At 66.3% G+C, this 21,923-nt stretch carries 20 protein-coding genes and 1 pseudogene; 11 read left to right on the plus strand and 10 right to left on the minus strand.

Translation table 11 applies throughout. The features are described from left to right. Nucleotides 1-1,734 (minus strand): Na/Pi cotransporter family protein, encoded by a 1,734-nt coding sequence (locus tag C7401_RS22310; protein WP_112173569.1) that lies wholly within the window; start codon nucleotides 1,732-1,734, stop codon nucleotides 1-3. Between the two features lie 57 nt (nucleotides 1,735-1,791). Next, complete coding sequence (locus C7401_RS22315; RefSeq protein WP_112173570.1) at nucleotides 1,792-4,563, minus strand: HAD-IC family P-type ATPase; 2,772 nt, start codon at nucleotides 4,561-4,563, stop codon at nucleotides 1,792-1,794. A 226-nt stretch (nucleotides 4,564-4,789) separates the two neighbouring features. Between C7401_RS22315 and C7401_RS22320 the strand changes: the two genes are divergently transcribed. The 3 genes from C7401_RS22320 to C7401_RS22330 all read left to right on the plus strand — a co-directional run bounded on the left by C7401_RS22320 (nucleotide 4,790) and on the right by C7401_RS22330 (nucleotide 8,378). Then, entirely contained in the window at nucleotides 4,790-5,698 is a 909-nt protein-coding gene (locus C7401_RS22320) for a LysR substrate-binding domain-containing protein (RefSeq protein WP_112173571.1), read from the plus strand. Between the two features lie 118 nt (nucleotides 5,699-5,816). Next, nucleotides 5,817-7,124, plus strand: a complete 1,308-nt coding sequence (locus C7401_RS22325) for an MFS transporter (protein WP_112173572.1) — start codon at nucleotides 5,817-5,819, stop codon at nucleotides 7,122-7,124. Nucleotides 7,125-7,148: 24 nt separating this feature from the next. After that, nucleotides 7,149-8,378, plus strand: coding sequence for a metal-dependent hydrolase family protein (locus C7401_RS22330; RefSeq protein ID WP_112173573.1), 1,230 nt, complete (start codon nucleotides 7,149-7,151; stop codon nucleotides 8,376-8,378). A gap of 12 nt (nucleotides 8,379-8,390) precedes the next feature. Here C7401_RS22330 and C7401_RS22335 read toward each other — a convergent pair whose 3' ends face one another. The 5 genes from C7401_RS22335 to C7401_RS22355 form a co-directional block, all read right to left on the minus strand. Further along, on the minus strand, nucleotides 8,391-8,867 hold the full coding sequence (locus C7401_RS22335; protein ID WP_112173574.1) for a hypothetical protein: 477 nt from the start codon (nucleotides 8,865-8,867) through the stop codon (nucleotides 8,391-8,393). Between the two features lie 3 nt (nucleotides 8,868-8,870). Beyond that, nucleotides 8,871-9,224 carry an aggregation-promoting factor C-terminal-like domain-containing protein gene (locus tag C7401_RS22340; RefSeq protein WP_258397188.1) on the minus strand — a complete coding sequence of 118 codons (354 nt, stop codon included), beginning with the start codon at nucleotides 9,222-9,224 and terminating at the stop codon, nucleotides 8,871-8,873. 175 nt (nucleotides 9,225-9,399) lie between these two features. Further along, entirely contained in the window at nucleotides 9,400-10,065 is a 666-nt protein-coding gene (locus tag C7401_RS22345; protein ID WP_112173576.1) for an O-methyltransferase, read from the minus strand. Between the two features lie 102 nt (nucleotides 10,066-10,167). After that, nucleotides 10,168-10,554, minus strand: coding sequence for a VOC family protein (locus C7401_RS22350; RefSeq protein WP_112173640.1), 387 nt, complete (start codon nucleotides 10,552-10,554; stop codon nucleotides 10,168-10,170). Between the two features lie 202 nt (nucleotides 10,555-10,756). Continuing rightward, on the minus strand, nucleotides 10,757-11,323 hold the full coding sequence (locus C7401_RS22355; protein WP_112173577.1) for a helix-turn-helix domain-containing protein: 567 nt from the start codon (nucleotides 11,321-11,323) through the stop codon (nucleotides 10,757-10,759). Between the two features lie 248 nt (nucleotides 11,324-11,571). Here C7401_RS22355 and C7401_RS22360 point away from each other — a divergent pair, with 248 nt between their 5' ends. Genes C7401_RS22360 through C7401_RS22370 form a run of 3 tightly spaced genes read left to right on the plus strand, consistent with a single transcriptional unit; the run spans nucleotide 11,572 to nucleotide 14,774 of the window. Beyond that, nucleotides 11,572-12,948: an LLM class flavin-dependent oxidoreductase gene (locus C7401_RS22360; protein ID WP_112173578.1), complete on the plus strand. Its 1,377-nt coding sequence runs from the start codon at nucleotides 11,572-11,574 to the stop codon at nucleotides 12,946-12,948. 39 nt (nucleotides 12,949-12,987) lie between these two features. Next, nucleotides 12,988-13,491 carry a flavin reductase gene (locus C7401_RS22365; RefSeq protein WP_112173579.1) on the plus strand — a complete coding sequence of 168 codons (504 nt, stop codon included), beginning with the start codon at nucleotides 12,988-12,990 and terminating at the stop codon, nucleotides 13,489-13,491. A 53-nt stretch (nucleotides 13,492-13,544) separates the two neighbouring features. Further along, nucleotides 13,545-14,774, plus strand: coding sequence for an MFS transporter (locus C7401_RS22370; protein WP_112173580.1), 1,230 nt, complete (start codon nucleotides 13,545-13,547; stop codon nucleotides 14,772-14,774). A gap of 32 nt (nucleotides 14,775-14,806) precedes the next feature. Here the strand turns inward: C7401_RS22370 and C7401_RS45050 are convergent, their stop codons facing one another. Genes C7401_RS45050 through C7401_RS45055 form a run of 3 tightly spaced genes read right to left on the minus strand, consistent with a single transcriptional unit; the run spans nucleotide 14,807 to nucleotide 15,423 of the window. Continuing rightward, nucleotides 14,807-14,977 carry a hypothetical protein gene (locus tag C7401_RS45050; RefSeq protein ID WP_165842026.1) on the minus strand — a complete coding sequence of 57 codons (171 nt, stop codon included), beginning with the start codon at nucleotides 14,975-14,977 and terminating at the stop codon, nucleotides 14,807-14,809. A gap of 52 nt (nucleotides 14,978-15,029) precedes the next feature. Further along, nucleotides 15,030-15,227, minus strand: coding sequence for a hypothetical protein (locus C7401_RS22380; protein WP_112173582.1), 198 nt, complete (start codon nucleotides 15,225-15,227; stop codon nucleotides 15,030-15,032). 19 nt (nucleotides 15,228-15,246) lie between these two features. Next, nucleotides 15,247-15,423: a hypothetical protein gene (locus C7401_RS45055; RefSeq protein WP_181565648.1), complete on the minus strand. Its 177-nt coding sequence runs from the start codon at nucleotides 15,421-15,423 to the stop codon at nucleotides 15,247-15,249. Between the two features lie 224 nt (nucleotides 15,424-15,647). On the opposite strand from C7401_RS45055, the pseudogene C7401_RS45630 reads away from it, so the two are divergent. The 5 genes and pseudogenes from C7401_RS45630 (at nucleotide 15,648) to C7401_RS22410 (ending at nucleotide 21,873) form a co-directional block, all read left to right on the plus strand. Next, nucleotides 15,648-16,823: pseudogene (locus C7401_RS45630) on the plus strand (GNAT family N-acetyltransferase). Between the two features lie 135 nt (nucleotides 16,824-16,958). Next, entirely contained in the window at nucleotides 16,959-17,963 is a 1,005-nt protein-coding gene (deoC, locus tag C7401_RS22395) for a deoxyribose-phosphate aldolase (RefSeq protein ID WP_112173585.1), read from the plus strand. A gap of 13 nt (nucleotides 17,964-17,976) precedes the next feature. Further along, on the plus strand, nucleotides 17,977-20,358 hold the full coding sequence (locus C7401_RS22400) for an aldehyde dehydrogenase family protein (RefSeq protein WP_112173586.1): 2,382 nt from the start codon (nucleotides 17,977-17,979) through the stop codon (nucleotides 20,356-20,358). A gap of 97 nt (nucleotides 20,359-20,455) precedes the next feature. Beyond that, on the plus strand, nucleotides 20,456-20,935 hold the full coding sequence (locus C7401_RS22405; protein ID WP_112173587.1) for an RbsD/FucU family protein: 480 nt from the start codon (nucleotides 20,456-20,458) through the stop codon (nucleotides 20,933-20,935). Beyond that, the gene (locus C7401_RS22410; protein ID WP_112173588.1) at nucleotides 20,932-21,873 is read left to right on the plus strand and encodes a ribokinase; all 942 of its coding nucleotides are present in this window, start codon (nucleotides 20,932-20,934) and stop codon (nucleotides 21,871-21,873) included. Before C7401_RS22405 ends, C7401_RS22410 begins: the two co-directional genes overlap by 4 nt. The last annotated feature ends 50 nt before the right edge of the window (nucleotides 21,874-21,923 follow it).

Consider the following 21,923-nt stretch of genomic DNA (forward strand, 5'->3'; position numbering starts at 1 on the left):
TTACGCGGTTTCTGCCGCCGGCTCCGGCTGCGCATCCGATTCCGGATCGGCCACCTTCACGTCGTGCAGCCAGCGCGTGGCCTTGGCGATGGCGCGCGACAGCCGCGCCACTTCGTTGAGCTGCTCGATCATGTCGTTGGCGAAGCGGAACGCGAAGGCGGCGCCTTCGTTGCGCAACTGCACCGCGGACATGACGCTCTGCCGCGCCTGGTCGGACAGCGCCTCGATATCGGCCTTGGCGTTGACGATGCGCGTCGCGACATCGGCATCGGGATGCGAGACCGTTTGCACGGCGAGCGTGAAATGCTCGATCACCGAAGTCGCGAAATCGATCATCGCCGGCCCGCGCAGGAAGCTCATGTCCGTACTTTGCGCGACTCGCCGCTGGCTCAGCGCGAGCATGCTCGTCGTGGCGACTTCGCGAATCGCGTCGAGGCAAGTGGCGATACGCGCGAGATCCACGACCTGACGCCCTTCGTCGTCGCTCTGCACCGAGTCGGAGAGCTTGCCGATATAGGTGAGCACGGCAGTGCTGAGCGTGTCCGCGGCCTTGTCTTCGTTCGTGAGCGTGGAGAGTGCCTGCGTGGAGCTTTCGACCACGAGCCTCGCGCTATGCTCGACCAGCACCTGCACCTGCTTGCCGAGCGAAGCCAGTTCGAGCTGCACGCGGGCAATGGCGAGCGCCGGCATTTCGACGAGCGTCTCGTCGAGGTAGCGTGGCACGCCCGGGTCCTGCCATCCCTCGCGCGCCGCGGGTGCGAGGCGTTCGGCGATCTTGCCGATGGGCCCGGTGAACCAGATCAGCACGAAGGTGCTGAATACGCTGAACACCGTGTGCGCGTTCGCGGCCTGCCGCGGCGTTTCGGCCGCGAGCCGCGCCGCCCCCGTCAGCTCGGGCGCGGAGGGCGAGATCATACGGATGAAATCGGCGAACTGTGGAATCACGAAGGCGAAGAACAGCACGCCTATCACATTGAACAGCAGGTGGACGATGCCCACCTGCGCGGCCTCCGCCGACTTGCCGATCGACGCGAGCAGCGCCGTGCCGCAGGTGCCCACGTTGGCGCCGAGTATGAGCGCAATGCCCGATTCGAGCGGAATCAACCCCTGGCTGCCGAGCGCGATGACGATGGCGAGCGTGGCCGCCGAGCTTTGCACGATGGCCGTGAACACCGCGCCGATCACAATGCCGATCAACGGATTGCGCATGTTCTGCATGGCGTCGATGAACGGCTGGTAATCGCGCAAGGGCCGCGTGGCGTTGCCCATCATCTCGATGCCGAGAAAGAGAAGGCCCAGGCCGAGCAGCGCGCCGCCGAACTCGCGCACCATCTCGCGCTTCGCGAAGCTGTACAGCAGGAACCCGCCGCCGAGCATGTATGGCGTGATCGCCGAGATGTTGAAGGCGATGATCTGCGCGGTGAGCGTCGAGCCGATGTTGGCGCCCATGATCATGGGGACCGCCTGCTGGAGCGTCATGAGCCGCGCGGAGACGAAGCCCACCAGCAAGACCGTGGTGATGGTCGAGGAGTTCAGCAGCGCCGTGATGCCCGCGCCTGCCAGCACGCCGCGAAAGCGGTTGGCGGTGAGCGAGCCCAGCAGCGACTGGAGGCGCGGGCCCGCTATGGTCTTGAGCGCCCCCGTCATGAGGTCCAGCCCGAACAGGAACAGGGCGAGGCCCCCGACCAGCAATCCGATAATCTCCAGCAGATTCAGGTTAGCACCGGGCAGCATGGCAATGGGTCCTCTCTGGGCAGGACGGCAAGGATAATTCAGCTCATCGAAGCGATCTTACGCGTCATGGTACGACCTTGCGCTCGCGCTACGCTGCTGCGGGGTGACCGAACGCTTGAGCGCCGGGATCGAGCGGATCACGAACTTCTCGAGCTCCACAACGAAGAAGAACAGCACGGCGCCGGCCACGAGCCAGATCCAGGCCGAAAGCGGCAGCGCTTCGGTTTCGAAGATCGCGTGGAACGGCAGGGCGTAGGTGAACAGCAGTTGCAGCACGATCACGCCGCCAATGCCATACCAGAGATACGGATTGCCCTTGTGCGCCCGCAGGGAGAGCGACGAGTTGACGAGCGAGCGGCTATTGAGCAGATAAAAGACCTGGCCCATCGTGATGGCGTTGACGGCGGCCGTGCGCGCGAGCGGGTCCGAGGCGCCTTGCGACTTCATCCAGAAGAACGCCGCGAGCGTATAGAGCACGAGCGCCGCGCCGACAAAGAGGATGCGCCAGATGCCGAAGGGCGTGACGATCGCCCGGTCGATCTGGCGCGGCGGGCGGCCCATCACGTCCGGCTCGTGCGGCTCGAACGAGATGACGAGGCCGAGCGCGACCGACGTGACCATGTTCACCCACAGCACCTGCGGCGCGGTAATGGGCAGCGAAAAGGCGAACAGGATCGCGACCGCGATCACGGTGCCCTGCGCGATGTTCGTGGGCAGCAGGAACAGCATGGCCTTTTCGATGTTGTTGTAGACCGTGCGCCCTTCCTTCACCGCCGCGGAAATCGAGGCGAAATTGTCGTCGGCGAGAATCATGCCCGCCGCTTCTTTTGTGACTTCCGTGCCCTTGATGCCCATGGCCACGCCGATATCGGCTTTCTTGAGCGCCGGTGCGTCGTTCACGCCGTCGCCCGTCATGGCGACCACCTGCCGGTTGGCCTGAATCGCCTTGACGAGCCGCAGCTTGTGCTCCGGGCTCGCGCGTGCGAACACATCGACGTTGCGCACGCATTCCTGGAGCGCGGCGTCGTTCATCGCCTCGATCTCGGTGCCCGCCACGGCCGTCTTGCCGTCGCCGATGCCGAGCATGCCCGCGATGGCCGCGGCCGTGACCTTATGATCGCCCGTGATCATCGTGACGCGGATGCCGCCGCCGTGGCATTCGCGCACGGCGTCGATCGCTTCCTTGCGCGGCGGGTCCATGAGGCCCACGAGGCCGAGCAGCACGAGCGTCTTCGGCAGATCCTGCGGGCCGAGGTTGCCCGTCGCGAGGCCGGGCTCCGGCAGCCATGCGAGCGCGAGCACGCGCTCGCCCTGCGAGGCGAGCCGCTCGCCCTCGCGTGCGAAGCGCTCGCGCTCGAGCGGGGCGGGGCCGCTTGCGGTTTGCTGGCGGTCGCAATGGTCGATGATGACTTCGGGCGCGCCCTTCACGAGCAGCATCTCGCCCTCGGCCGAGCGGTTCAGCGTGGCCATGAACTTGTGCTCGGACTCGAAGGGAATGGCGTCGATGCGCGGCGCGGCGGCCGTTTCCGCCGCGCGGTCCATGCCGAGCTTGCCCGCGAACGGATAGAGCGCGCCTTCGGTCGGGTCGCCCTCGACCTTCCATTTGCCTTCTTCCTCGAACAGTCCGGCGTCGTTGCACAGAATGGATACGCGGCCCATGAGCGCGAGCACCTGCGGCGCGGCATCGAGCGGCTTGCCGTCGGCCTTGACCTCGCCTTCGGGCGCGTAGCCGTCGCCGGTTACCGTATAGGGCGCGTCGGCCGTCACCACGGAAGTCACCATCATCTCCATGAGCGTGAGCGTGCCCGTTTTGTCGGAGCAGATGCGCGAGACGGAGCCGAGCGTTTCGACGGCGGGCAGGCGCCGGATGATGGCGTTGCGCTTCGCCATGCGCTGCACGCCGATGGCGAGCGTGATGGTGATGAGCGCGGGCAGGCCCTCCGGTATCACCGACACGGCGATGCCCACCACGGCCTGGAACAACTGGATGAAGGTCATGTGCCCGAGCCAGTGGCCCCAGGCGAACAGCAGCACGCAGATGATGCCGATGGCGATGGTAATGACGTAACCAAACTTCTTGATCTGCCGTAGCAGCGGCGTTTCGAGCGCGCTGACTTCGGCCAGCATCTGGTTGATGCGTCCCAGCTCCGTCTGGCTTCCCGTCGCCACGACAATGCCGGTAGCGCGGCCTGAAAGGACCATCGTGCCGGAAAACGCCATGTTCTCGCGGTCGCCCACCGTGGCTTGCGCGGGCATCACGGCCGTGCTCTTTTCGGCGGGAACGGATTCGCCCGTGAGCGCGGCCTCCTCGGTGCGCAGGTTGCGCGCCTCGACGAGGCGAATGTCGGCCGGAATCCGGTCGCCCGATTCCAGCAGCACGATGTCGCCGGGCACCACCTCGTCGGCGGGCACGAGGCGCACGGCTCCCTCGCGCAGCACCCGCGCCTCGGCGGAAAGCATGTTGCGGATCGAGTCGAGCGCCTTTTCCGCGCGCCCCTCCTGGAGGAAGCCCAGCAGCGAGTTGAGGATGACGACCGCGAAGATGATCGACGCGTCCAGCCACAGGTTCAGCATCAGCTTGATGAAGCCGGCCGCGAGCAGCACGTAGATGAGGACATTGTTGAACTGGGCGAGCAGGCGCGCGAGCGGCCCGCTTTTCTTGCCCTGGGGCAACAGGTTCGGCCCGTAGGTGCCGAGGCGACTCGCCGCGTCCTGCGCGTCGAGCCCCTGCGACGGGTCCACGTTGAGCTGGCGTTCGACCTGCCCGGCCGGCATGGCGTGCCAGGGCGCTGCGTCCGCGACGGAAGCCGCACTCTCAGCTGAACTCATCTTCGCCCCTCCTGGTTTGATGCCTGGTCAATTGCCACGGTCGCGCGCGCGACCTGGCCGGGAAGACATGCAGCCGGGCCGCCGCCCCTTCGGGGCGAAAGCCTGGAGATTCAACGCAATAGTAAGTTTTTTTCGCATGAGGCACGTCCAACCTGGTTCGTGCAGCGGGTTGGCCGCTGCGCAATGTATGGCAACATTTGCGTGACCGATCCGCCCAGGTGATCCCATGCGCATCACGCCCTTGCCCCCGTTGCCTTGTCTCGTCGCCTTCGAAGCCGCTGTGCGCCATGCGAGCTTCACGCGCGCCGCCGCTGAACTGCATCTCACGCAAAGCGCGATCAGCCGCCAGATCCAGCAGCTCGAAGAGTTTCTCGGCCGCTCGCTGTTCGTGCGCGAGCACCGCTCGCTGCGCCTCACGATGGCGGGCGAGCAGTATGCGGCGCAGGTGCACCGGCTCCTTACGCAATGCGCCGAAGCGACGCTCGACGTGATGAAGCACTACGGCGAGCTCGAACTGACCATTGCGTGCTCCTCGGGCGTGGCCGTGCTCTGGCTTACGCCGCGCCTGCCCGCGTTTCGCGCGGCGCATCCCAACATCAAGCTGCGCCTGATCGTGCGCGACGGCCTCGCCTCGATGTCGCCCGCCGAGTTCGATGTAGGCGTGTACTACGTGCGCCAGCAGGCGCCCGCGCATTTCACCGCGCGGCGCCTGTTCAACGAAGAGGTGTTTCCCGTTTGCTCGCCGCGCTATCTGGCGGGCCGCGAACTCGCGCCCGCCGACCTCGCCGCCGAGGCCCTGCTGCTGCTCGAAGACGGCCAGCGCCAGTGGATGTCGTGGCCCGAATGGTTCGACCTCAACGGCGTGACCATGCCGAAGAGCCCGGCGGGCATCACGATCAATCATTATCCGCAACTCGTGCAGATGGCCATTCTCGGTCAGGGCATCGCGCTTGGCTGGCGCTACATGATCGACGCATGCATCGAGGAGGGCTTGCTCGTGCGTGTGGGCACGAGTTCGGCGAGCCACGGCGGGGGCTATTACGTGATCTCGCCCAACGATCGCGCGCAGAACCAGGCGGCGCGTCTGTTCACGCGCTGGCTGTTCGAACAGGCGGAGAGGCAGACGGTGGCGTGAGCGCGCCGCATGAGCGTTTGGCATGCGCCTGGCGCATGCAAGCATGCGAATCTTTCGTTTCAGAATTTAATCGGGCTGTCATTAGCATGATGGGCATGACGGAAACGAGGGAGGAACCATGCAAGGAACGCTTTCACCCGGCGTCGCGCACGACGCCTTGACGACGAGCGCCCGGCAGCGCCGCCGCGCCATCATCGCGACGGTGCTCGGCAACGGGCTCGAATGGTTCGACTTCACGGTGTACAGCTTCTTCGCGGTCATCATCGCGAAGCTGTTCTTTCCCACTGGCAACGAGCTGACCTCCGTCCTGCTCACGGTGGCGACCTTCGGCGTGGGCTTCGTCATGCGCCCTGTGGGCGGCATCGTGCTCGGCGTCTACGCCGACAAGGTGGGCCGCAAGGCGGCGCTCTCGCTCACCATTTTGCTGATGGCGTTCGGCACCGCGCTCATCGGCCTCGCGCCCACGTACGAGCAAGCGGGTATTGCCGCGCCGTTGCTGATCGTGGTGGCGCGCCTGATCCAGGGCTTTTCCGCGGGCGGCGAAATGGGCGGCGCGACGGCGTTCCTCACCGAATACGCGCCACCCGGCAAGCGCGCCTACTATTCGAGCTGGATCCAGTCGAGCATCGGCTTCGCGGTGCTGCTGGGCGCGGCCACGGGCACCTTCGTGACGTCGTCGCTCGACGCCGCTTCGCTGCATAGCTGGGGCTGGCGTCTGCCGTTCCTGATCGGCATTCTCGTGGGCCCGGTCGGCTACTTCATTCGCAGCCACATGGACGAAACGCCCGCGTTCAGCGCCGTGGAAGCCCAGGCGAAGGACAACTCGCCGCTCAAGGAAGTGTTCGCGCGCTTCCCGCGCGAAACCTTCGCGAGTTTTTCGATGGTCATTCTGTGGACGGTGTGCACCTACGTGCTGCTCTTCTACATGCCGACCTATTCGGTGCGCACGCTGCATCTGCCGCAATCCACGGGCTTCGCGGCCGGCATGGTGGGCGGGTTCATGATCATGTGCGGCTCGCCCGTTATCGGCAAGCTCGCCGACGTGTGGGGCCGGCGCGTGTTCCTGAGCGGCGCGGCGTTCGCCATTCTCGTGCTCGCGTGGCCCATGTTCGCGTGGATCAATCGCGCGCCGGGCTTCGCCTCGCTCATCGTGTTCCAGGCCGTGTTCGGCGTGCTGATCGCGGCTTATACCGGCCCGATCCTCGCCGCGTTCGCCGAGCTGTTCCCCACCAAGGTGCTGTCCACCGGCCTTTCGGTCGCCTACAACTTCGCGGTCACGATCTTCGGCGGCTTCGCGCCGTTCCTGATCACGTGGCTGATCGCGCGCACCGGCAGCAACATGGCGCCCGCGCTCTATGTGATCGTTGCGGCCGCAATCAGCCTGGTGGGCACCTTCTACGTGAAGGATCCACGGCGCGCGAACTGAAAGCATCAATAAGGAATCCAGACAATGACAATCACTGTTCTCAAAGGCGGCAACGTACTCGATCTCGAACGAGGTGTGCTGCTCGACCATCATCACGTCGTGATCGACGGCGAGCGCATCGTGGAAGTCACCGATCGCCCGCTCGACCTGCCGAACGCGCAGGTGGTGGACGTGCGCGGCAAGACGGTGATGCCGGGCTTCATCGATTGCCACGTGCACGTGCTGGCCTCGAACGCGAATCTGGGTGCGAACGCCGTGCAGCCCAATATCCTCGCGGCGATTCGCTCGTTGCCGATACTCGACGCCATGCTGTCGCGCGGCTTCACGAGTGTGCGCGATGCCGGCGGCGCCGACTGGGGCCTGATGCAGGCCGTGGAAACGGGCCTCGTGCGCGGGCCGCGCATCTTCCCCTCGGGCAAGGCGCTTTCGCAAACGGGCGGCCACGGCGATTTCCGCCCGCGCGGCGACCTGCTGGAGCCGTGCTCGTGCTGCTTCCGCACGGGCGCGATCGCGCGCGTGGTGGACGGCGTGGAGGGCGTGCGGCTTGCCGTGCGCGAGGAAATCCAGAAGGGCGCCACGCAGATCAAGATCATGGCCTCGGGCGGCGTGGCCTCGCCCACGGACCCCATCAACAACACGCAGTATTCCGAAGACGAAATCCGCGCGATCGTCGATGAAGCCGAAGCGGCCAACACCTACGTGATGGCGCACGCCTACACGGGCCGGGCGATTGCGCGCGCGGTGCGTTGCGGCGTGCGCACGATCGAGCACGGCAACCTCGTGGACGAAGCGGCGGCGCAGGTGATGCGCGAGTTCGGCGCCTTCGTGGTGCCCACGCTTGTGACCTACGACGCGCTGGCCAAGCACGGCGCGCAGTTCGGCCTGCCGCCGGATTCCGTGGCGAAGGTGGCCTCGGTGCAGCAAAAGGGGCGCGAATCGCTGGAAATCTATGCAAAGGCCGGCGTGCCGATGGGCTTCGGCTCGGACCTGCTGGGCGAGATGCATGCGTTCCAGACCGGCGAATTCCGCATTCGCGCCGAGGTGCTCGGCAACCTGGAGGCGCTGCGTTCGGCCACGAGCGTGGCCGCCGATATCGTCAACATGAAGGGCGAACTGGGTGTGATCGCGGCGGGGGCGATTGCCGACGTGCTGGTGCTCGACGGCAATCCGCTCGCCGACATCGGCGTCGTGGCCGGTGACGGCGAGCGCATCGAGTATGTGTTGCAGCGGGGGCGGGTGGTGAAGGGGCGGTGAGAGGCCGATGGATTAATGGCTGGGTTCGATAGTGGAGGCACGCAGCCGGAATGCCTTGCCGTCGAACGTGTAGTAATACGTGCCGTGTTCGGCGCTTTCGTTCCGGCTTCCTCGCACGACCAGCAAGCAGCTATTTGCGTGAAAGTCGAGCGGCTCGGTCACGTTCAGTGGCCAGTCGGAAACCGTAAAGGGTAATGAGGTGGTGCGGCCGGTCTTCACGTCGATTACGGCCGCCATGACGCAACCCGATCCACAGCCCCACGTCGTGAGAATGTAATGGCCCGCGAAGTTCACGGGGCCTTTCGCGGCGTCGCGTATGACGGTTTGAAAGCGCCGCGCGCTTGCGTCGGCAAACGCAATGCGCGGTGTGGCGTGCTTCGTTTCCACCGTGGCGGGACAATCTTCGAACGTCGGTACGGCTTGCGCATGGGCCAGGCTGGCGGCTGCGCTCAATGCGAGAGCGGCAAGAACGGCGGGACGGGTGCGCATGGGTCAGTACCAGTGGTGACGCTGCCAGAATGCCTTTGCAGAACGGGCTGAATGATAGCGACCATAAATGTAGCGGATCCCGCCCTGACATTCTTCCTGCGCGTTGCCGAAAGATTGCGCACCGTGCGGGTTCAGGCCGTATTGTGCTTCGAGCAGTTGAAACAAGCCACGTGCCGTGGAAGCCCCGTTCCTGGCATTGACTACGCCCGCCGATTCTTGCGCCATGATCCAGAGTAGATCATTGAAATCTGCGGCGGAGACTTGCTCGACGCGCATGGCGTCTCTCAGCGCGTTTTGTACGGATATCGGCACGACGCTGACAGGCTTCTCGGTCCAGCCTTGTTTGCGTTGCTTCATGGGGCGGTGTCCATGGCCATGCGTAGCGGTCATTCTGAGCGTCTCCCTCGCTAAACGAAACGACAGGATAAGAGCAGGCACCCCGCAACTACGCTGTTCTTGGTCAAGCGCAGCGTTGTTTCGTGATGTTTTGCGCGATCGCAAACATCAGCCGTGCAATGGCGGCTCTCATTTTTCACCCCACCCGCATCGACAACTCCACCTCCGCGGCGAACGGTATCGACATGTAACCGTTCGCGGGCTCCCGCACGCGGGCGAGATACTCGGGGCTGTAGTCGGCGTTATCGGCCACGATGAACGCGCCGGGTGCGAGGTACGGCTCCACAAGACCCAGAATGTCGCCATACAGCGCCTTCGCCCCGTCGAGCAGCAGCAAGTCGATCGACTCGGGCAGATCGGCGCTCAACGTCTGCAAGGCGTCGCCTTCGCGGATCTCCACGAGATCGGCAAGGCCGCCTGCCGTCAAATTCGCGCGCGCCCGCGTCACCTTGGATGGCTCGAACTCGCACGTGATCAGGCGGCCGCCGCCGTTCTCGCGCAGCGCGGCGGCGAGGTGGAGCGTCGAGATGCCGAACGAGGTCCCGAATTCGACGATCGCCCGCGCGCGGCGAGCGCGTGCCACCATGTAGAGCAGCCCGCCCGTTTCGCGCGAAACCGGGAGCGCGACATCCTTGAGCCGGCCATAGAGGTCGAGATATTCGGTCTTGCTACGCATGAGCCGGTTGCGTTCGTCTGCCGGGAGCGCGGCGAGATCAGGAATGTCTGCCGGCGAGAAAGCATCCGCTTCATCGAAAAGGCGTGCCAGCAGCGGTGCGAGAGGCGGCGAGGTCAGGATGTTCATATTGCTCTCCATGAGAGAGATTGCAAAGGCGGCTTCACTTATTCAATAGCATGACTAACTAAAATAACAGAAAGCCCGCGGCGATTTCCGGTTATGCCCGATTCAGTTGTCGAACGTCCCGCGATATTCCGGCGCAGCGTCCGCCCGCGTATTCAGTTCGAACATCACGCCGCCCGGCGCACGGCAAAAGAAGCGCGAGCCACGGCCGTTGTTGAAAATGCCCGTTTCCATCTGCACGCCCTCCGCCGAAAAGCGCTCATACAGTGCGCGCACGGCGTCGAGGTCCGGCAGTTCGAAGCCCAGATGAAACGCTTTGGGCCAGGCGGGCGCGCCATCGCTCACGTGGTCGATCACCACGTCGTAGCCAGGGCGCTTGAGGATATACGACTGGTCCCACGTGCCCGCTATCGTGAAGCCCAGGTGGCGTTCGAAGAAGGTGGCGGTCGCGGCCGTGTCGGAGGAGGGGAAGCTCAGGTGATTGAGCTTCATGGCGTGTATCACGTCGTTCATCGTCAGTCTCTCAGGGTGTGGCGGCGGCCCTGTGCCATTGCCGCTTGAGGACTTCAGAATATAAGCAAATGCTCACATTCGGCTACTCGCATTGGGGCGATGTGCCGGATGGGCGCTAATCCTCGTCAGACGCGCTGTTTCAGCGATGGGAGGCGCGGCGCGGTTTTGCGATTGCTCGCATTCAGCGGCGCACCAGCGCCACCGTATAGACGCACGGCACCGTGCCGGGATTGAAAAAAGCGCAAGCCGAGGGCGGTCCCAGTTGCAGGCAATCGCCCGCTTCGAGTGTGTGAACCTGCTCGCCTTCCTCGAAAACCAGCGTGCCGCTGCGCACCCAGATCTGCTGATACTGGAAGGCGAATGCCGAGGCCGGATAAGTCACACGCACGCCGGGCGGCAGTTCGATCTCCACGAGTTCGAGCATGCCGCCGTTGCACGGCGAGACGGCCCGGCGCGTGTAGCCCGTTTCGGGGTCTTGCCACACTGGCTGATCGGCGGCGCGGCTCAGGCGCTCGCCCGTCTGCTCGGCCAGCGAGAGCAGCATGGAAAGCTGCAAGCCGAACGCGCCCGAAAGCCGCCCGAGCACGGTGGCGGTGGGGCTCGCCTCGCCGCGCTCGATCTTGCTGATCATGGCCTTCGATACGCCCGAGCGCTCGGCCATGTCCGAAAGCGACCAGCCGCGCGATTCGCGCTCGATGCGCACGCGCGTGGAGATGGCGGAAGTGGGGTCGGTGAGCGGTCGGTTCATGCCTGGGCTGTTGGCGTGAGATTGGGAATTCGGTCGGCGTTCGCGGCGGGCGGGAGGCGGTCGATTATACGGTCGTGCTCGCGCCGCGCTGTGGGGCAGGGCCGCCGGGCTTTCAGCGCCGTGCACTCAGCGCCGTGCACTCAGGTTAACCCGGAGTCAATCCGTTTTCATGAGTGTTCGTTCGTCCACTATAGTAGATGACAATCGAGAGGTCGCCAAACCGCCATGCGCGCCGAACAGGAGCCGACATGCCACGTGAAATCCGTCTGAACGCGTTCGACATGAACTGCGTGGGCCACATCCAGCAAGGCTTGTGGACGCATCCCCGCGACCAGTCGAGCCGCTATACGGAGCTTCAGTACTGGACGGACTACGCGAAAAAGCTCGAACGCGGGCTTTTCGACGGCATTTTCTTCGCCGACGTACTGGGCGTGTACGACGTCTACGGCGGCAATGCCGACGCCGCGCTGCGCGGCGCGGTCCAGGTGCCGGTGAACGACCCCACGCTCGTCATCCCGGCGATGGCCGCCGTCACGCGGCATCTCGGCTTCGGTGTGACCGCCAATCTCGTCTACGAGCAGCCGTTCCTGTTTGCGCGGCGCATGTCCACGCTGGACCATCTCACGGGCGGGCGCATCGGCTGGAATATCGTCACGGGCTATCTCGACAGCGCGGCGCGCGCCATCGGCATCGACGCCCAGATGGCGCACGACGACCGCTACGATCTAGCCGACGAATACATGGGGGTCGTCTACAAGCTCTGGGAAGGAAGCTGGGACGATGAAGCCGTCATCGCAGACCGAGCGACGGCCCGCTACGCCGATCCCGCGCGCGTGCGCGCGATCCATCATCGCGGCCCGCAATACAAGGTGGACGCGATGCATCTGTGCGCGCCCTCGCCGCAGCGCACGCCGGTGCTCTATCAGGCGGGGTCGTCCACGCGCGGCCGCCGCTTTGCCGCGACGCATGCCGAGTGCGTGTTCGTGAACGGCCAGAAGATGGAGGGCGTGAAGGAGATCGTGGGCGACATTCGCGCCCAGGCGGTGCAGTCCGGGCGCGCGGCCGACGATATCCAGGTCTTTCTCGGCGCGACGCTCATCGTCGCGCGCACGGACGACGAAGCGCGCGAGAAGTTCGAGGAGTATCGCCGCTACGTGAGTTCCGAAGCGGCGCTCGTGCATGCGGCCGCGTCGCTTGGCATCGACTTCGCGCGCTACGATCTCGACGAGCCCATCGACGCCGGCAAGAGCCAGGCCGTCGTTTCGAATGTCGAAGCCGTGACGCGCAGCGCCGGTCCGCAATGGACGCGCCGCAAACTGCTCGAACAGATGGTGCTCGGCAGCCGCCAGGCGCCGTGGGTGGGGTCGGCTGCGCGCATTGCGCAGACCTTGATCGAGTGGAGCGAACAGGCCGGTGTGGATGGTTTCAATCTCTCGCGCACAGTCGTGCCGGAGTGCTTCGACGACGTGATCGAACTACTGGTGCCGGCGTTGCAGGAACGCGGCGCGTACAAAACCGGGTATCGCGAAGGCACGCTGCGCGAGAAACTCTTTCATGGCGCGCGCCTGCCGGCGACGCACGTGGGCGCCCGGTATCGCGGCGCGCGCGCAAACGGCGAACACTGAATTCCCGCTACGAGGAGACCGCGGCAAGCGGGCAAGAACATGATCGACAAATCCTTCTTTCGCGACGCCATGACGGGCCTTGGGGCCGCCGTGAACATCGTCACCACCGACGGCGAGGCGGGCCGCGCGGGCTGCACGGCCTCGGCCGTGTGCGGCGTGACCGACGAGCCGCCCACGCTGCTCGTGTGCATCAACCGCGCGAGCCGCAACAACGCGATCATGCGCGCGAACGGTCACCTGTGCGTGAACGTGCTGGCCGCCGATCAGCGCGAGGTGGCCACGCGTTTCGCCACGAAGGACATGGCGCTCGACGAGCGTTTCGCGTGCGGCGACTGGTACCGGCTCGAAACAGGCGCGCCCGCGCTGCGCGGCGCGGTGAGTTCGTTCGATTGCCGCATCACGCGCGTGACCGAAGTGGGCACCCACACCGTGTTTTTCTGCGAGATCAAGGCCGCGCGCATGGTGGGCGGGCGCGACGGCCTGATCTGGTTCGGCCGCGCGTTTCATCGCGTGCTCGCGCAGGCGCACGCGGCGGCGGCCTGAACGTGGCGCGCCCGCCGCCCCAGGCTACCGCAGGCGCCCATTCCTCCGACGAAATGCGCCCGCCCGAACCCGCAACGGCGCCACGCGGCAAGGCCGCATCGCTTGCCTTGCTGCTGCTCTCGCAGGTCGCGGCCATGGGCGTGTGGTTCTCGTCGAGCACCGTGGTCGCCGTCATCAAGCAGGCGCACGCCATTGCCGCATTCGACGAGGCTCTGCTCACGAGCGCCGTGCAGTTCGGCTTCGTGGCGGGCACCGTCACCTCGGCGCTGCTCTCTTTGCCTGACCGCTACGATCTGCGCCGCTTGCTGGCGGGCTCCGCGCTCGTGGCGGCTGCGGCCACGGCGGCGCTCGCATTCCTGCCGCCCGTTGGCGGCGCGGTCATCGCACTGCGCTTCATTACCGGCATGTGCATGGCGGGCGTGTACCCGGTCGGCATGCGGCTCGCGGCCACGTGGGCGCAGGGCGACCTCGGGCTGCTGGTCGGGTTGCTCGTGGGCGCGCTCACGCTCGGCTCGGCAAGCCCCCATCTGCTTGCCGCCACGGGCGGACTCGACTGGCGCACGATCTACGGCGTCGCGGCGGCTTGTGCGGCGTGTGCGGCCGGGCTCATCGGCTTCGCGGGGATCGGGCCGAACATTCGCCGCGCGACGCGCATCGACTTCGCGAAGGTCACGCAGGCCTGGCGGCGTCCCGCGTTGCGCTTGGCCAATCTCGGCTACCTCGGCCACATGTGGGAGTTGTACGCGATGTGGGCATGGCTCGCGTTGTTTCTCCAGGAAACGCTGGCCGCACGCGGCGTGGCCAACGCGCGCACGCGCGCCGAATGGATGACGTTCGCCGTGATCGCGATCGGCGCGGCGGGCGCGTGGCTCGGGGGCGTGCTCGCGGACCGCGTGGGCCGCACCGCCGTGACGGTGGGCGCCATGGCAACGAGCGCCACGTGCGCGGCGCTAATGGGCTGGCTCGCGGGCGCGCCGCTCTTCGTGATGGGCGCGGTCGCGCTCGTATGGGGCGTTTCGGTGATCGCCGATTCGGCGCAGTTCTCGGCAAGCGTGGCCGAGCTGGCCGATCCGGCTTCGGTCGGCACGCTGCTCACGGCGCAAACCTGCGCGGGGTTTCTGCTCACGCTGGTGAGCATCCATCTCGTGCCTTACGTGGTGGCGTGGCTTGGCTGGCGGGGCGGCTTCGGCATGCTGGCCATCGGACCGGCGCTCGGCTGCGTGGCGATGCTGCGCTTGAGGCGTCATCCCGAAGCAACGCGGCTTGCGGGTGGCCGTCGCTGAGGCGAAAGGCCAGCCTACGTACTGCGAACGAATTACCGGATCAGCATGGCGAGGGGAAGCCAGTCGTCCAGCGCGCGCGCCCCGACGACCATGCAACCCACCAGCACCACGATCCCCACGCACATCGCCACGTCGAGATACAGATGGTTGTGACGCTCGACGATCCCGGCAAGCAGGCTGTCGGGGTTGACCGGTTGCCTCATGCGGCCGCGCGGCGGGTTAGGTTTGAACATGGAACGAGAAAGGTTGATGGCGTTATAGCCTGTCAAGCAGAAAGTAGACGCCAATGACCACCGCCACCGAAAACGCCGCGCAAAAGAGCGCAGCCTCGAAGCTGACGAGCCATCCGTGCCGGGCATGAACGAACTGGGCGACGGCGTGAGCCGAAGAGAGGAAGGGCATCAGCGCTTCCTGCGGGCGTGCCGCCATCCATTGCGCTGCGAGGAGCGTCATCAGCTTCGTCCCGCCGTGCTTATTGGCGGCTGGACAATGCGACGTAAGCGGCGAGGAAGGGCAGAAACAGCAACATGCCCGCGACGAGCGCCTTCACCTGGTCGGTGCGCTCGCTGGCCGGAACGCTGCCGCGCGCGATCGGCGTGTCGAGGCGATTGATCAGCGACGAAGTATCGACGAGCAGTTGCGGACCCATGATTTTCTCCCGGTGCGTTGGATGACGAGACAGGAGTCAGGATAGGCGGCGGACGCGAACGGGGATATCGGACGAATTCGAATTCGTGCGTGGTTCCACCGGGACCGCCGCTCGTGGATCTTTGCAAGGGACCACGACTGCGGTAACTTGACCCCGTTATGGAGCGCGATGGCCCGCTATGACCCACTACGGCGCCCGCGCCGCGCACGAGGAGAGTGTCACGCATGGCAACACGATTGAACGAATACCAGCAGCCTGTCGGCGAACCCGTCACCGCCTGGCAGCCGCGCGAGCGGCCCGCGCGCGTGACGATCGAGGGCCAGTTCTGCCTCATCGAGCCGATCGATCTCGAACGCCACGCCGCCGATCTTTACGAGGCCTATTGCGAAGCGCCGGACGGGCGCGACTGGACCTACCTGTTCGCCGAGCCGTTCGCCGATTTCGCCGTGTTTCGCGAATACCTGGCCAAGGCCGCGGCGTCCGGTGACCCGTTTCACTATGCCGTGATCGACCGCGCGAGCGGCCGGGCCGTGGGCACGTTCGCGCTCATGCGCATCGAACCCGTGCACGGCGTGATCGAAGTGGGCAGCGTGACGTTTTCGCCGCGCCTGAAGCAAACGCCGATTTCAACCGAAGCCCAATATCTGCTGATGCGCTATGTATTCGACGAACTGGGTTATCGCCGCTACGAATGGAAGTGCGACAGCCTCAATGCGCCCTCGCGCAAAACGGCGCTGCGCCTCGGCTTCCAGTTCGAAGGCATCTTCCGCCAGGCGATCGTGTACAAGGGGCGCAATCGCGACACGGCCTGGTTCGCCGTCATCGACAAGGACTGGCCGCTCGTGAAGCAGGCGTTCGAAACGTGGCTCTCGCCCGATAACTTCGACGCCGACGGCAAGCAACGCGCGTCGCTCGCGAGCCTCAGGGAAGCATCCGAATCCTGAATGTCTGGCGCAATGGTTATCCGCGACGTCGCGGCCGCCGACCGCGACGCATGGTTCCGGCTTTGGGCCGGCTACAACGCGTTCTACGAAGCCGACGTCGCGCCGCATATCAGCGAGCGCACCTGGCAGCGCATGCTCGACGCGACTGTGCCGCTGTTCGGGCGCATCGCCGAGGTCGAGGGGCGCGTGGCGGGCTTCAGCCTGTGCGTGCTTCACGAAGGCACGTGGGTTGTCGCGCCGCTTTGCTATCTGGAAGACCTCTACGTCGATCCGGCTTGCCGCGGTCAGGGCGTAGGGCGGCGGCTGATCGAAGACCTCATTGCACTGGCGCGCTCGCGCGGCTGGTCGCGTCTTTACTGGCACACGCGCGAGAACAATCCCGCGCGCAAGCTCTACGACGAGTTCGTCGCCGCCGACGATTTCGTGCGCTATCGCCTGGCAACCGGATCGGAATAAGGGGTTCGGTGTTAACCCGAAACCCCCGTAGATAGGATCGTAACTAGTATTGTCACGATCATTTCACAGGTATAGGATGGGTGCGAATAAACCATCACGGTTTGATGTGCATTGCACAAATTCGCCTCCCAGCCTATGTCAGAAGCTTCAACGAACTCGCTTGTCGTGTTGCGCGGCGGCCCTGCCGCGCACACCGCGCGTAATGCCGGTGTGGCGTTCGACGCGGCCTGGCTCGACGCGCTGCGCGTCAACCAGTCGGCCGTCGAGCGGCGCACGGCCACGCTCGGCACGCGCCGCGCCGTCAAGAAAGACGCGCAGGCTGCCTGGCTGCTGAAGGCCATCACCTGCATCGACCTCACCACGCTCAACGGCGACGACACCGAAGGCCGCGTGCAGCGCCTGTGCATGAAGGCGCGCCACCCCGTGCGTGCCGACCTGCTCGCGGCGCTCGGCTTCGCGCCCAACACCATCACGACCGGCGCCGTGTGCGTCTACCACCGTTTCGTCGCCGCCGCCGTGCAAGCGCTGGCGGGCAGCGGCATTCCGGTCGCGGCCGTTTCCACGGGCTTTCCGGCAGGCCTCAATCCGCATGCGCTCAAGCTCAAGGAGATCGAGGCGTCGGTTGCGGACGGCGCGCAGGAAATCGATATCGTCGTGACGCGCGAGCACGTGCTCACGGGCAACTGGCGCGCGCTCTATGACGAAGTGCGCGAGTTTCGCGCGGCCTGCGGCGAGGCGCATCTAAAGGCGATTCTCGCCACGGGCGACATTCGCGTGCTCTCGAACATCGCCAGGGCTTCGATGGTTTGCATGATGGCGGGCGCGGACTTCATCAAGACTTCCACGGGCAAGGAAGGGAGCAACGCAACGCTCGACGTCTCGCTCGTGATGGTGCGCATGATCCGCGAGTACCGCGAGCGCACCGGCGCGATGGTGGGGTTCAAGCCCGCGGGCGGCGTGTCGAGCGCCAAGACCGCGCTTGCGTATCAGATCCTCATGAAGGAAGAACTGGGGCGGCCGTGGCTCGAACCCGAGCTGTTCCGCTTTGGCGCGTCGAGCCTGCTCGCCGACATCGAACGCCAGCTCGAACACCACGTGAGCGGCCGTTATTCGGCCTTCCACCGCCACCCCGCAGCCTGAGCAGACCAGACCGATGAGCGTAGCCGAGTACTTTCGAACCATGGATTACGGTCCCGCCCCCGAGGACGACCAGCCTGTGCGCGCGTGGCTTGCGCAGCACGCCGGCCGCTTCGGGCATTTCATCGACGGTGCGTGGTTTCAGCGCGACGGCGGCGCGCGCTTCGACGTGCGCGCGCCGGCAACGGGCGAAGCGCTCGCCACCGTAGCGCAGGGCGAAGCGGCCGACGTGGCCGCCGCAGTGGCGGCGGCGCGCGCGGCGCAGCCCGAATGGCACGCCATGGGCGGCGCCGCGCGCGCGCGGCATCTCTATGCGCTCTCGCGCATGGTGCAGCGGCATAGCCGCCTGTTCGCGGTGCTCGAAGCGCTCGACAACGGCAAGCCCATACGCGAAGCGCGCGATATCGACGTGCCGCTGGTCGCGCGTCATTTCCTGCATCACGCGGGCTGGGCGCAACTTCAGGATGCCGAACTGACCGGCTGGTCGCCGCTGGGCGTGATTGGCCAGATCGTGCCGTGGAATTTCCCGCTGCTCATGCTCGCGTGGAAGGTGGCGCCCGCCATCGCTCTCGGCAACTGCGTGGTGCTCAAGCCCGCCGAGTACACGCCGCTCACTGCGCTGCTGTTTGCCGAACTCGCGCATCGCGCCGGGCTGCCCAAGGGCGTGCTCAACGTGGTGACCGGCGACGGCGAAACGGGCGCGGCGCTCGTCGAGCACCCCGGCGTCGACAAGATCGCTTTCACCGGTTCGACCGAAGTGGGCCGCCTTATCCGCACCGCGACGGCGGGCACGGGCAAGTCGCTCACGCTGGAGCTGGGCGGCAAGTCGCCGTTCATCGTATTCGACGACGCGGACCTGGACGGCGCGGTGGAAGGCGTGGTGGACGCGATCTGGTTCAACCAGGGCCAGGTGTGCTGTGCCGGTTCGCGTCTGCTCGTGCAGGAAGGCGTCGAGGCGCGCTTCATCGCGAAGCTCAAGCGCCGCATGGCGACGCTGCGCGTGGGGCCTTCGCTCGACAAGGGCATCGACATTGGCGCGATCGTCGATCCGGTGCAACTCGAACGCATTGAAACGCTGGTGGAGGCCGGGCGGCGCGAAGGCTGCACCGTGTGGCAGCCGCACGAAGTCGAATTGCCTGCCGGCGGCTGCTTCTACCCGCCCACGCTCGTCACCGGCGTCGGTCCGGCCTCGACGCTCGCGCAGGAGGAAATCTTCGGGCCCGTGCTCGCAGCCATGAGCTTTCGCACGCCCGAGGAGGCCGTGGCGCTCGCCAACAATTCGCGCTATGGCCTGGCCGCCAGCGTGTGGAGCGAGACCATCGGCCGCGCGCTCGATATCGCGCCGCGCCTGCAATGCGGCGTGGTATGGATCAACGCGACGAACCTCTTCGACGCGAGTGTGGGCTTTGGCGGCTACCGCGAATCGGGCTTCGGCCGCGAAGGTGGTAAGGAAGGCGTATACGAATATCTGAAACCCGCTGCATGGAGCAAGCTGCCGCTTCGCGTGTCGCGCGAAACGCGCGCGGTAGCCCATGACGTTGCGGCAACGAACGCAGGGCTCGATCGCACTGCGAAGCTTTTTATCGGCGGCAAGCAGGTACGCCCTGACAGTGGCTATTCGCACGCGGTTCATGCGCCGGGCGGCGAATGGGTGGGCGAAGTGGGCGCGGGCAGCCGCAAGGACGTGCGCGACGCCGTGGCCGCCGCGCGCGGCGCGCACAAGTGGACGCAGATGAGCGCGCACGGCCGCGCCCAGGTGCTTTACTACCTCGCTGAAAACCTGAGCGCGCGCGCGGAGGAATTCGCGCGCCAGCTCACCCGGCGCGCGGCCCATGACGCACGCGCAGCCGAGCGCGAGGTGGAAGCGGCCATCGACCGCCTGTTCAGCTATGCGGCATGGGCCGACAAGTTTGACGGCGCGGTGCACACGCCGCCGTTGCGCGGCGTGGCGCTCGCCATGCATGAGGCGCTGGGCGTGGTGGGCGTGGCCTGCCCCGACGAAGCGCCGCTGCTCGCCTTCGTTTCGTTGATCGCGCCCGCGCTCGCGATGGGCAATCGCGTGGTCGCGCTCGCGAGCGAGGCGAGCCCGCTTGCGGCCACGGACTTTTACCAGGTCGTGGAAACGTCCGACGTGCCCGCGGGCGCGCTGAATATCCTCACTGGCGAACGCGCCGCGTTGCTGCCGGCGCTCGCGAAGCACGATGACGTGGACGCGCTCTGGTGCTTCGGCACCGCAGGCGATTCGGCCCTCGCGGAGCGCGAGTCGGTTGGCAACCTCAAGCGGACCTTCGTCGATCACGGCCGCGAGGTTGACTGGTTCGACCGGACGAGCGCAGGATTGCCGTTCCTGCGCCAGGCCGTGCAGGTGAAGAACATCTGGATACCGTACGGCGACTGAGCGCTGCGAAAAGAACGCGCCACGCCGACCCAAACGGCGCTTTGCATGGGACCAGAGCAAACGCTAAAGCGCTAACTCTGATCGACAGGAGACAACAATGCTGAAGAATCTTGACCCGCTTCTGAACGCCGATGTCCTGCAAGCGCTGCGCGCCATGGGGCACGGCGACGAACTCGTGGTTTGCGACGCCAACTTTCCCGCCGATTCCGTTGCGCGCGCAACGGTACTGGGCAAGCTGCTGCGCATCGACGGCGCCGACGCGCCACGCGCCGTGCGCGCGATCCTCTCCGTGCTGCCGCTCGACACCTTTGTCGAAGCGCCGGCCATGCGCATGGAAGTGGTGGGCGAGCCCGCTACGATCCCGACCGTGCAGCGCGAGGCGCAAGCCGAGGTCGACGCCGCCGAAGGGCGCGCCGTGCCGTTCGCGCCCATCGAGCGTCATGCCTTCTATGCGCGCGCGCGCAAGGCGTACTGCGTGATTGCCACGGGCGAGGCGCGCGGCTACGGCTGCTTCGTGTTCGCCAAGGGCGTGCTGCTCGCACCCGACGCGCCGCGCGCGAAGGAGTCCGGCCAATGAGCGGGCGCGTCGTCATTCTCGGCATCTACGTGACGGATCTCGCGTTTCGCGCGAGCCGCATGCCGATGATCGGCGAGACGCTCGCGGGCTCGGCGTTCGCAATGGGGCCGGGCGGCAAGGGCTCGAACCAGGCCGTGGCCGCCGCGCGCGCGGGCGCGCAGGTGGTGTTCTGCACGCGCGTGGGCAAGGACGCGTTCGGTGACATCGCGCACGCCACGTGGGCCGCCGAAGGCATCACGGCGCGCGCGCGGGCCGTGGAGGGCATGGCCACGGGCGCGGCCCATATCTTCGTGGACGACACGACCGGCATGAACGCGATCATCGTGGCGGCGGGCGCGGCAGGGACGATGGAGCCCGGCGACGCCGATGCGATCGAAGTGGATATTGCGGCCTCCCAGGTCTTCGTCACGCAACTGGAGCAACCGCTCGGCGCCGCGCGGCGCGGCCTCGAAATCGCGCGGCGGCACGGCGTGCTGACCGTGTTCAATCCGGCGCCCGCGATGTCGCTGCCCGATGACATCTTTGCGCTGTGCGACTACGTCACGCCCAATGAAACCGAGGCGACGGCGCTCACGGGCGTCGAGATCCGCAACGCAGACGACGCGCGGCGCGCCGCCGACGTGCTGCTCGCCAAGGGCGCGGGCGCGGTGATCGTGACGCTCGGCGAAGCCGGCGCGCTGCTCCATACGCGCGACGCATCGGTCTTGCTGCCCGCGTTCCATTGCGGCCCGGTGGTGGAAACGGCGGGGGCGGGCGACGGCTTCACGGGCGGCTTCGCGGCGGCGCTGGCGCGCGGAGACGATCCGCTCACGGCCACGCGCTTTGGCTGCGCGCTGGCGGGCATTTCCGTGACGCGGCCCGGCACCGCGCCTTCCATGCCGCGCCGTGAGGAAGTCGACGCGATGCTCGCGCGCTCGGCAAGCGCCGCGGCGCATTGAGCAACGCAATAGCAACGCAAAAGCGGCAAGCCCCGCTGCAAACTCATTGC

The organism is Paraburkholderia unamae, assembly GCF_003268775.1.
GTDB classification, from domain to species: Bacteria; Pseudomonadota; Gammaproteobacteria; order Burkholderiales; family Burkholderiaceae; genus Paraburkholderia; species Paraburkholderia unamae.

Excerpts from the sequence above, each read along its gene's own strand:
- C7401_RS22340 (WP_258397188.1), bottom strand. The coding sequence starts at position 9,224 with ATGAAGCAACGCAAACAAGGCTGGACCGAGAAGCCTGTCAGCGTCGTG.
- C7401_RS22345 (WP_112173576.1), bottom strand. The coding sequence starts at position 10,065 with ATGAACATCCTGACCTCGCCGCCTCTCGCACCGCTGCTGGCACGCCTT.
- C7401_RS22310 (WP_112173569.1), bottom strand. The coding sequence starts at position 1,734 with ATGCTGCCCGGTGCTAACCTGAATCTGCTGGAGATTATCGGATTGCTG.
- C7401_RS22320 (WP_112173571.1), top strand. The coding sequence starts at position 4,790 with ATGCGCATCACGCCCTTGCCCCCGTTGCCTTGTCTCGTCGCCTTCGAA.
- C7401_RS22365 (WP_112173579.1), top strand. The coding sequence starts at position 12,988 with ATGATCGACAAATCCTTCTTTCGCGACGCCATGACGGGCCTTGGGGCC.
- C7401_RS22400 (WP_112173586.1), top strand. The coding sequence starts at position 17,977 with ATGAGCGTAGCCGAGTACTTTCGAACCATGGATTACGGTCCCGCCCCC.
- C7401_RS22380 (WP_112173582.1), bottom strand. The coding sequence starts at position 15,227 with ATGACGCTCCTCGCAGCGCAATGGATGGCGGCACGCCCGCAGGAAGCG.
- C7401_RS22410 (WP_112173588.1), top strand. The coding sequence starts at position 20,932 with ATGAGCGGGCGCGTCGTCATTCTCGGCATCTACGTGACGGATCTCGCG.
- C7401_RS45050 (WP_165842026.1), bottom strand. The coding sequence starts at position 14,977 with ATGAGGCAACCGGTCAACCCCGACAGCCTGCTTGCCGGGATCGTCGAG.
- C7401_RS45055 (WP_181565648.1), bottom strand. The coding sequence starts at position 15,423 with ATGGGTCCGCAACTGCTCGTCGATACTTCGTCGCTGATCAATCGCCTC.
- C7401_RS22405 (WP_112173587.1), top strand. The coding sequence starts at position 20,456 with ATGCTGAAGAATCTTGACCCGCTTCTGAACGCCGATGTCCTGCAAGCG.
- C7401_RS22360 (WP_112173578.1), top strand. The coding sequence starts at position 11,572 with ATGCCACGTGAAATCCGTCTGAACGCGTTCGACATGAACTGCGTGGGC.
- C7401_RS22315 (WP_112173570.1), bottom strand. The coding sequence starts at position 4,563 with ATGAGTTCAGCTGAGAGTGCGGCTTCCGTCGCGGACGCAGCGCCCTGG.
- C7401_RS22325 (WP_112173572.1), top strand. The coding sequence starts at position 5,817 with ATGCAAGGAACGCTTTCACCCGGCGTCGCGCACGACGCCTTGACGACG.
- C7401_RS22370 (WP_112173580.1), top strand. The coding sequence starts at position 13,545 with ATGCGCCCGCCCGAACCCGCAACGGCGCCACGCGGCAAGGCCGCATCG.
- C7401_RS22350 (WP_112173640.1), bottom strand. The coding sequence starts at position 10,554 with ATGAAGCTCAATCACCTGAGCTTCCCCTCCTCCGACACGGCCGCGACC.
- deoC (WP_112173585.1), top strand. The coding sequence starts at position 16,959 with ATGTCAGAAGCTTCAACGAACTCGCTTGTCGTGTTGCGCGGCGGCCCT.
- C7401_RS22330 (WP_112173573.1), top strand. The coding sequence starts at position 7,149 with ATGACAATCACTGTTCTCAAAGGCGGCAACGTACTCGATCTCGAACGA.
- C7401_RS22335 (WP_112173574.1), bottom strand. The coding sequence starts at position 8,867 with ATGCGCACCCGTCCCGCCGTTCTTGCCGCTCTCGCATTGAGCGCAGCC.
- C7401_RS22355 (WP_112173577.1), bottom strand. The coding sequence starts at position 11,323 with ATGAACCGACCGCTCACCGACCCCACTTCCGCCATCTCCACGCGCGTG.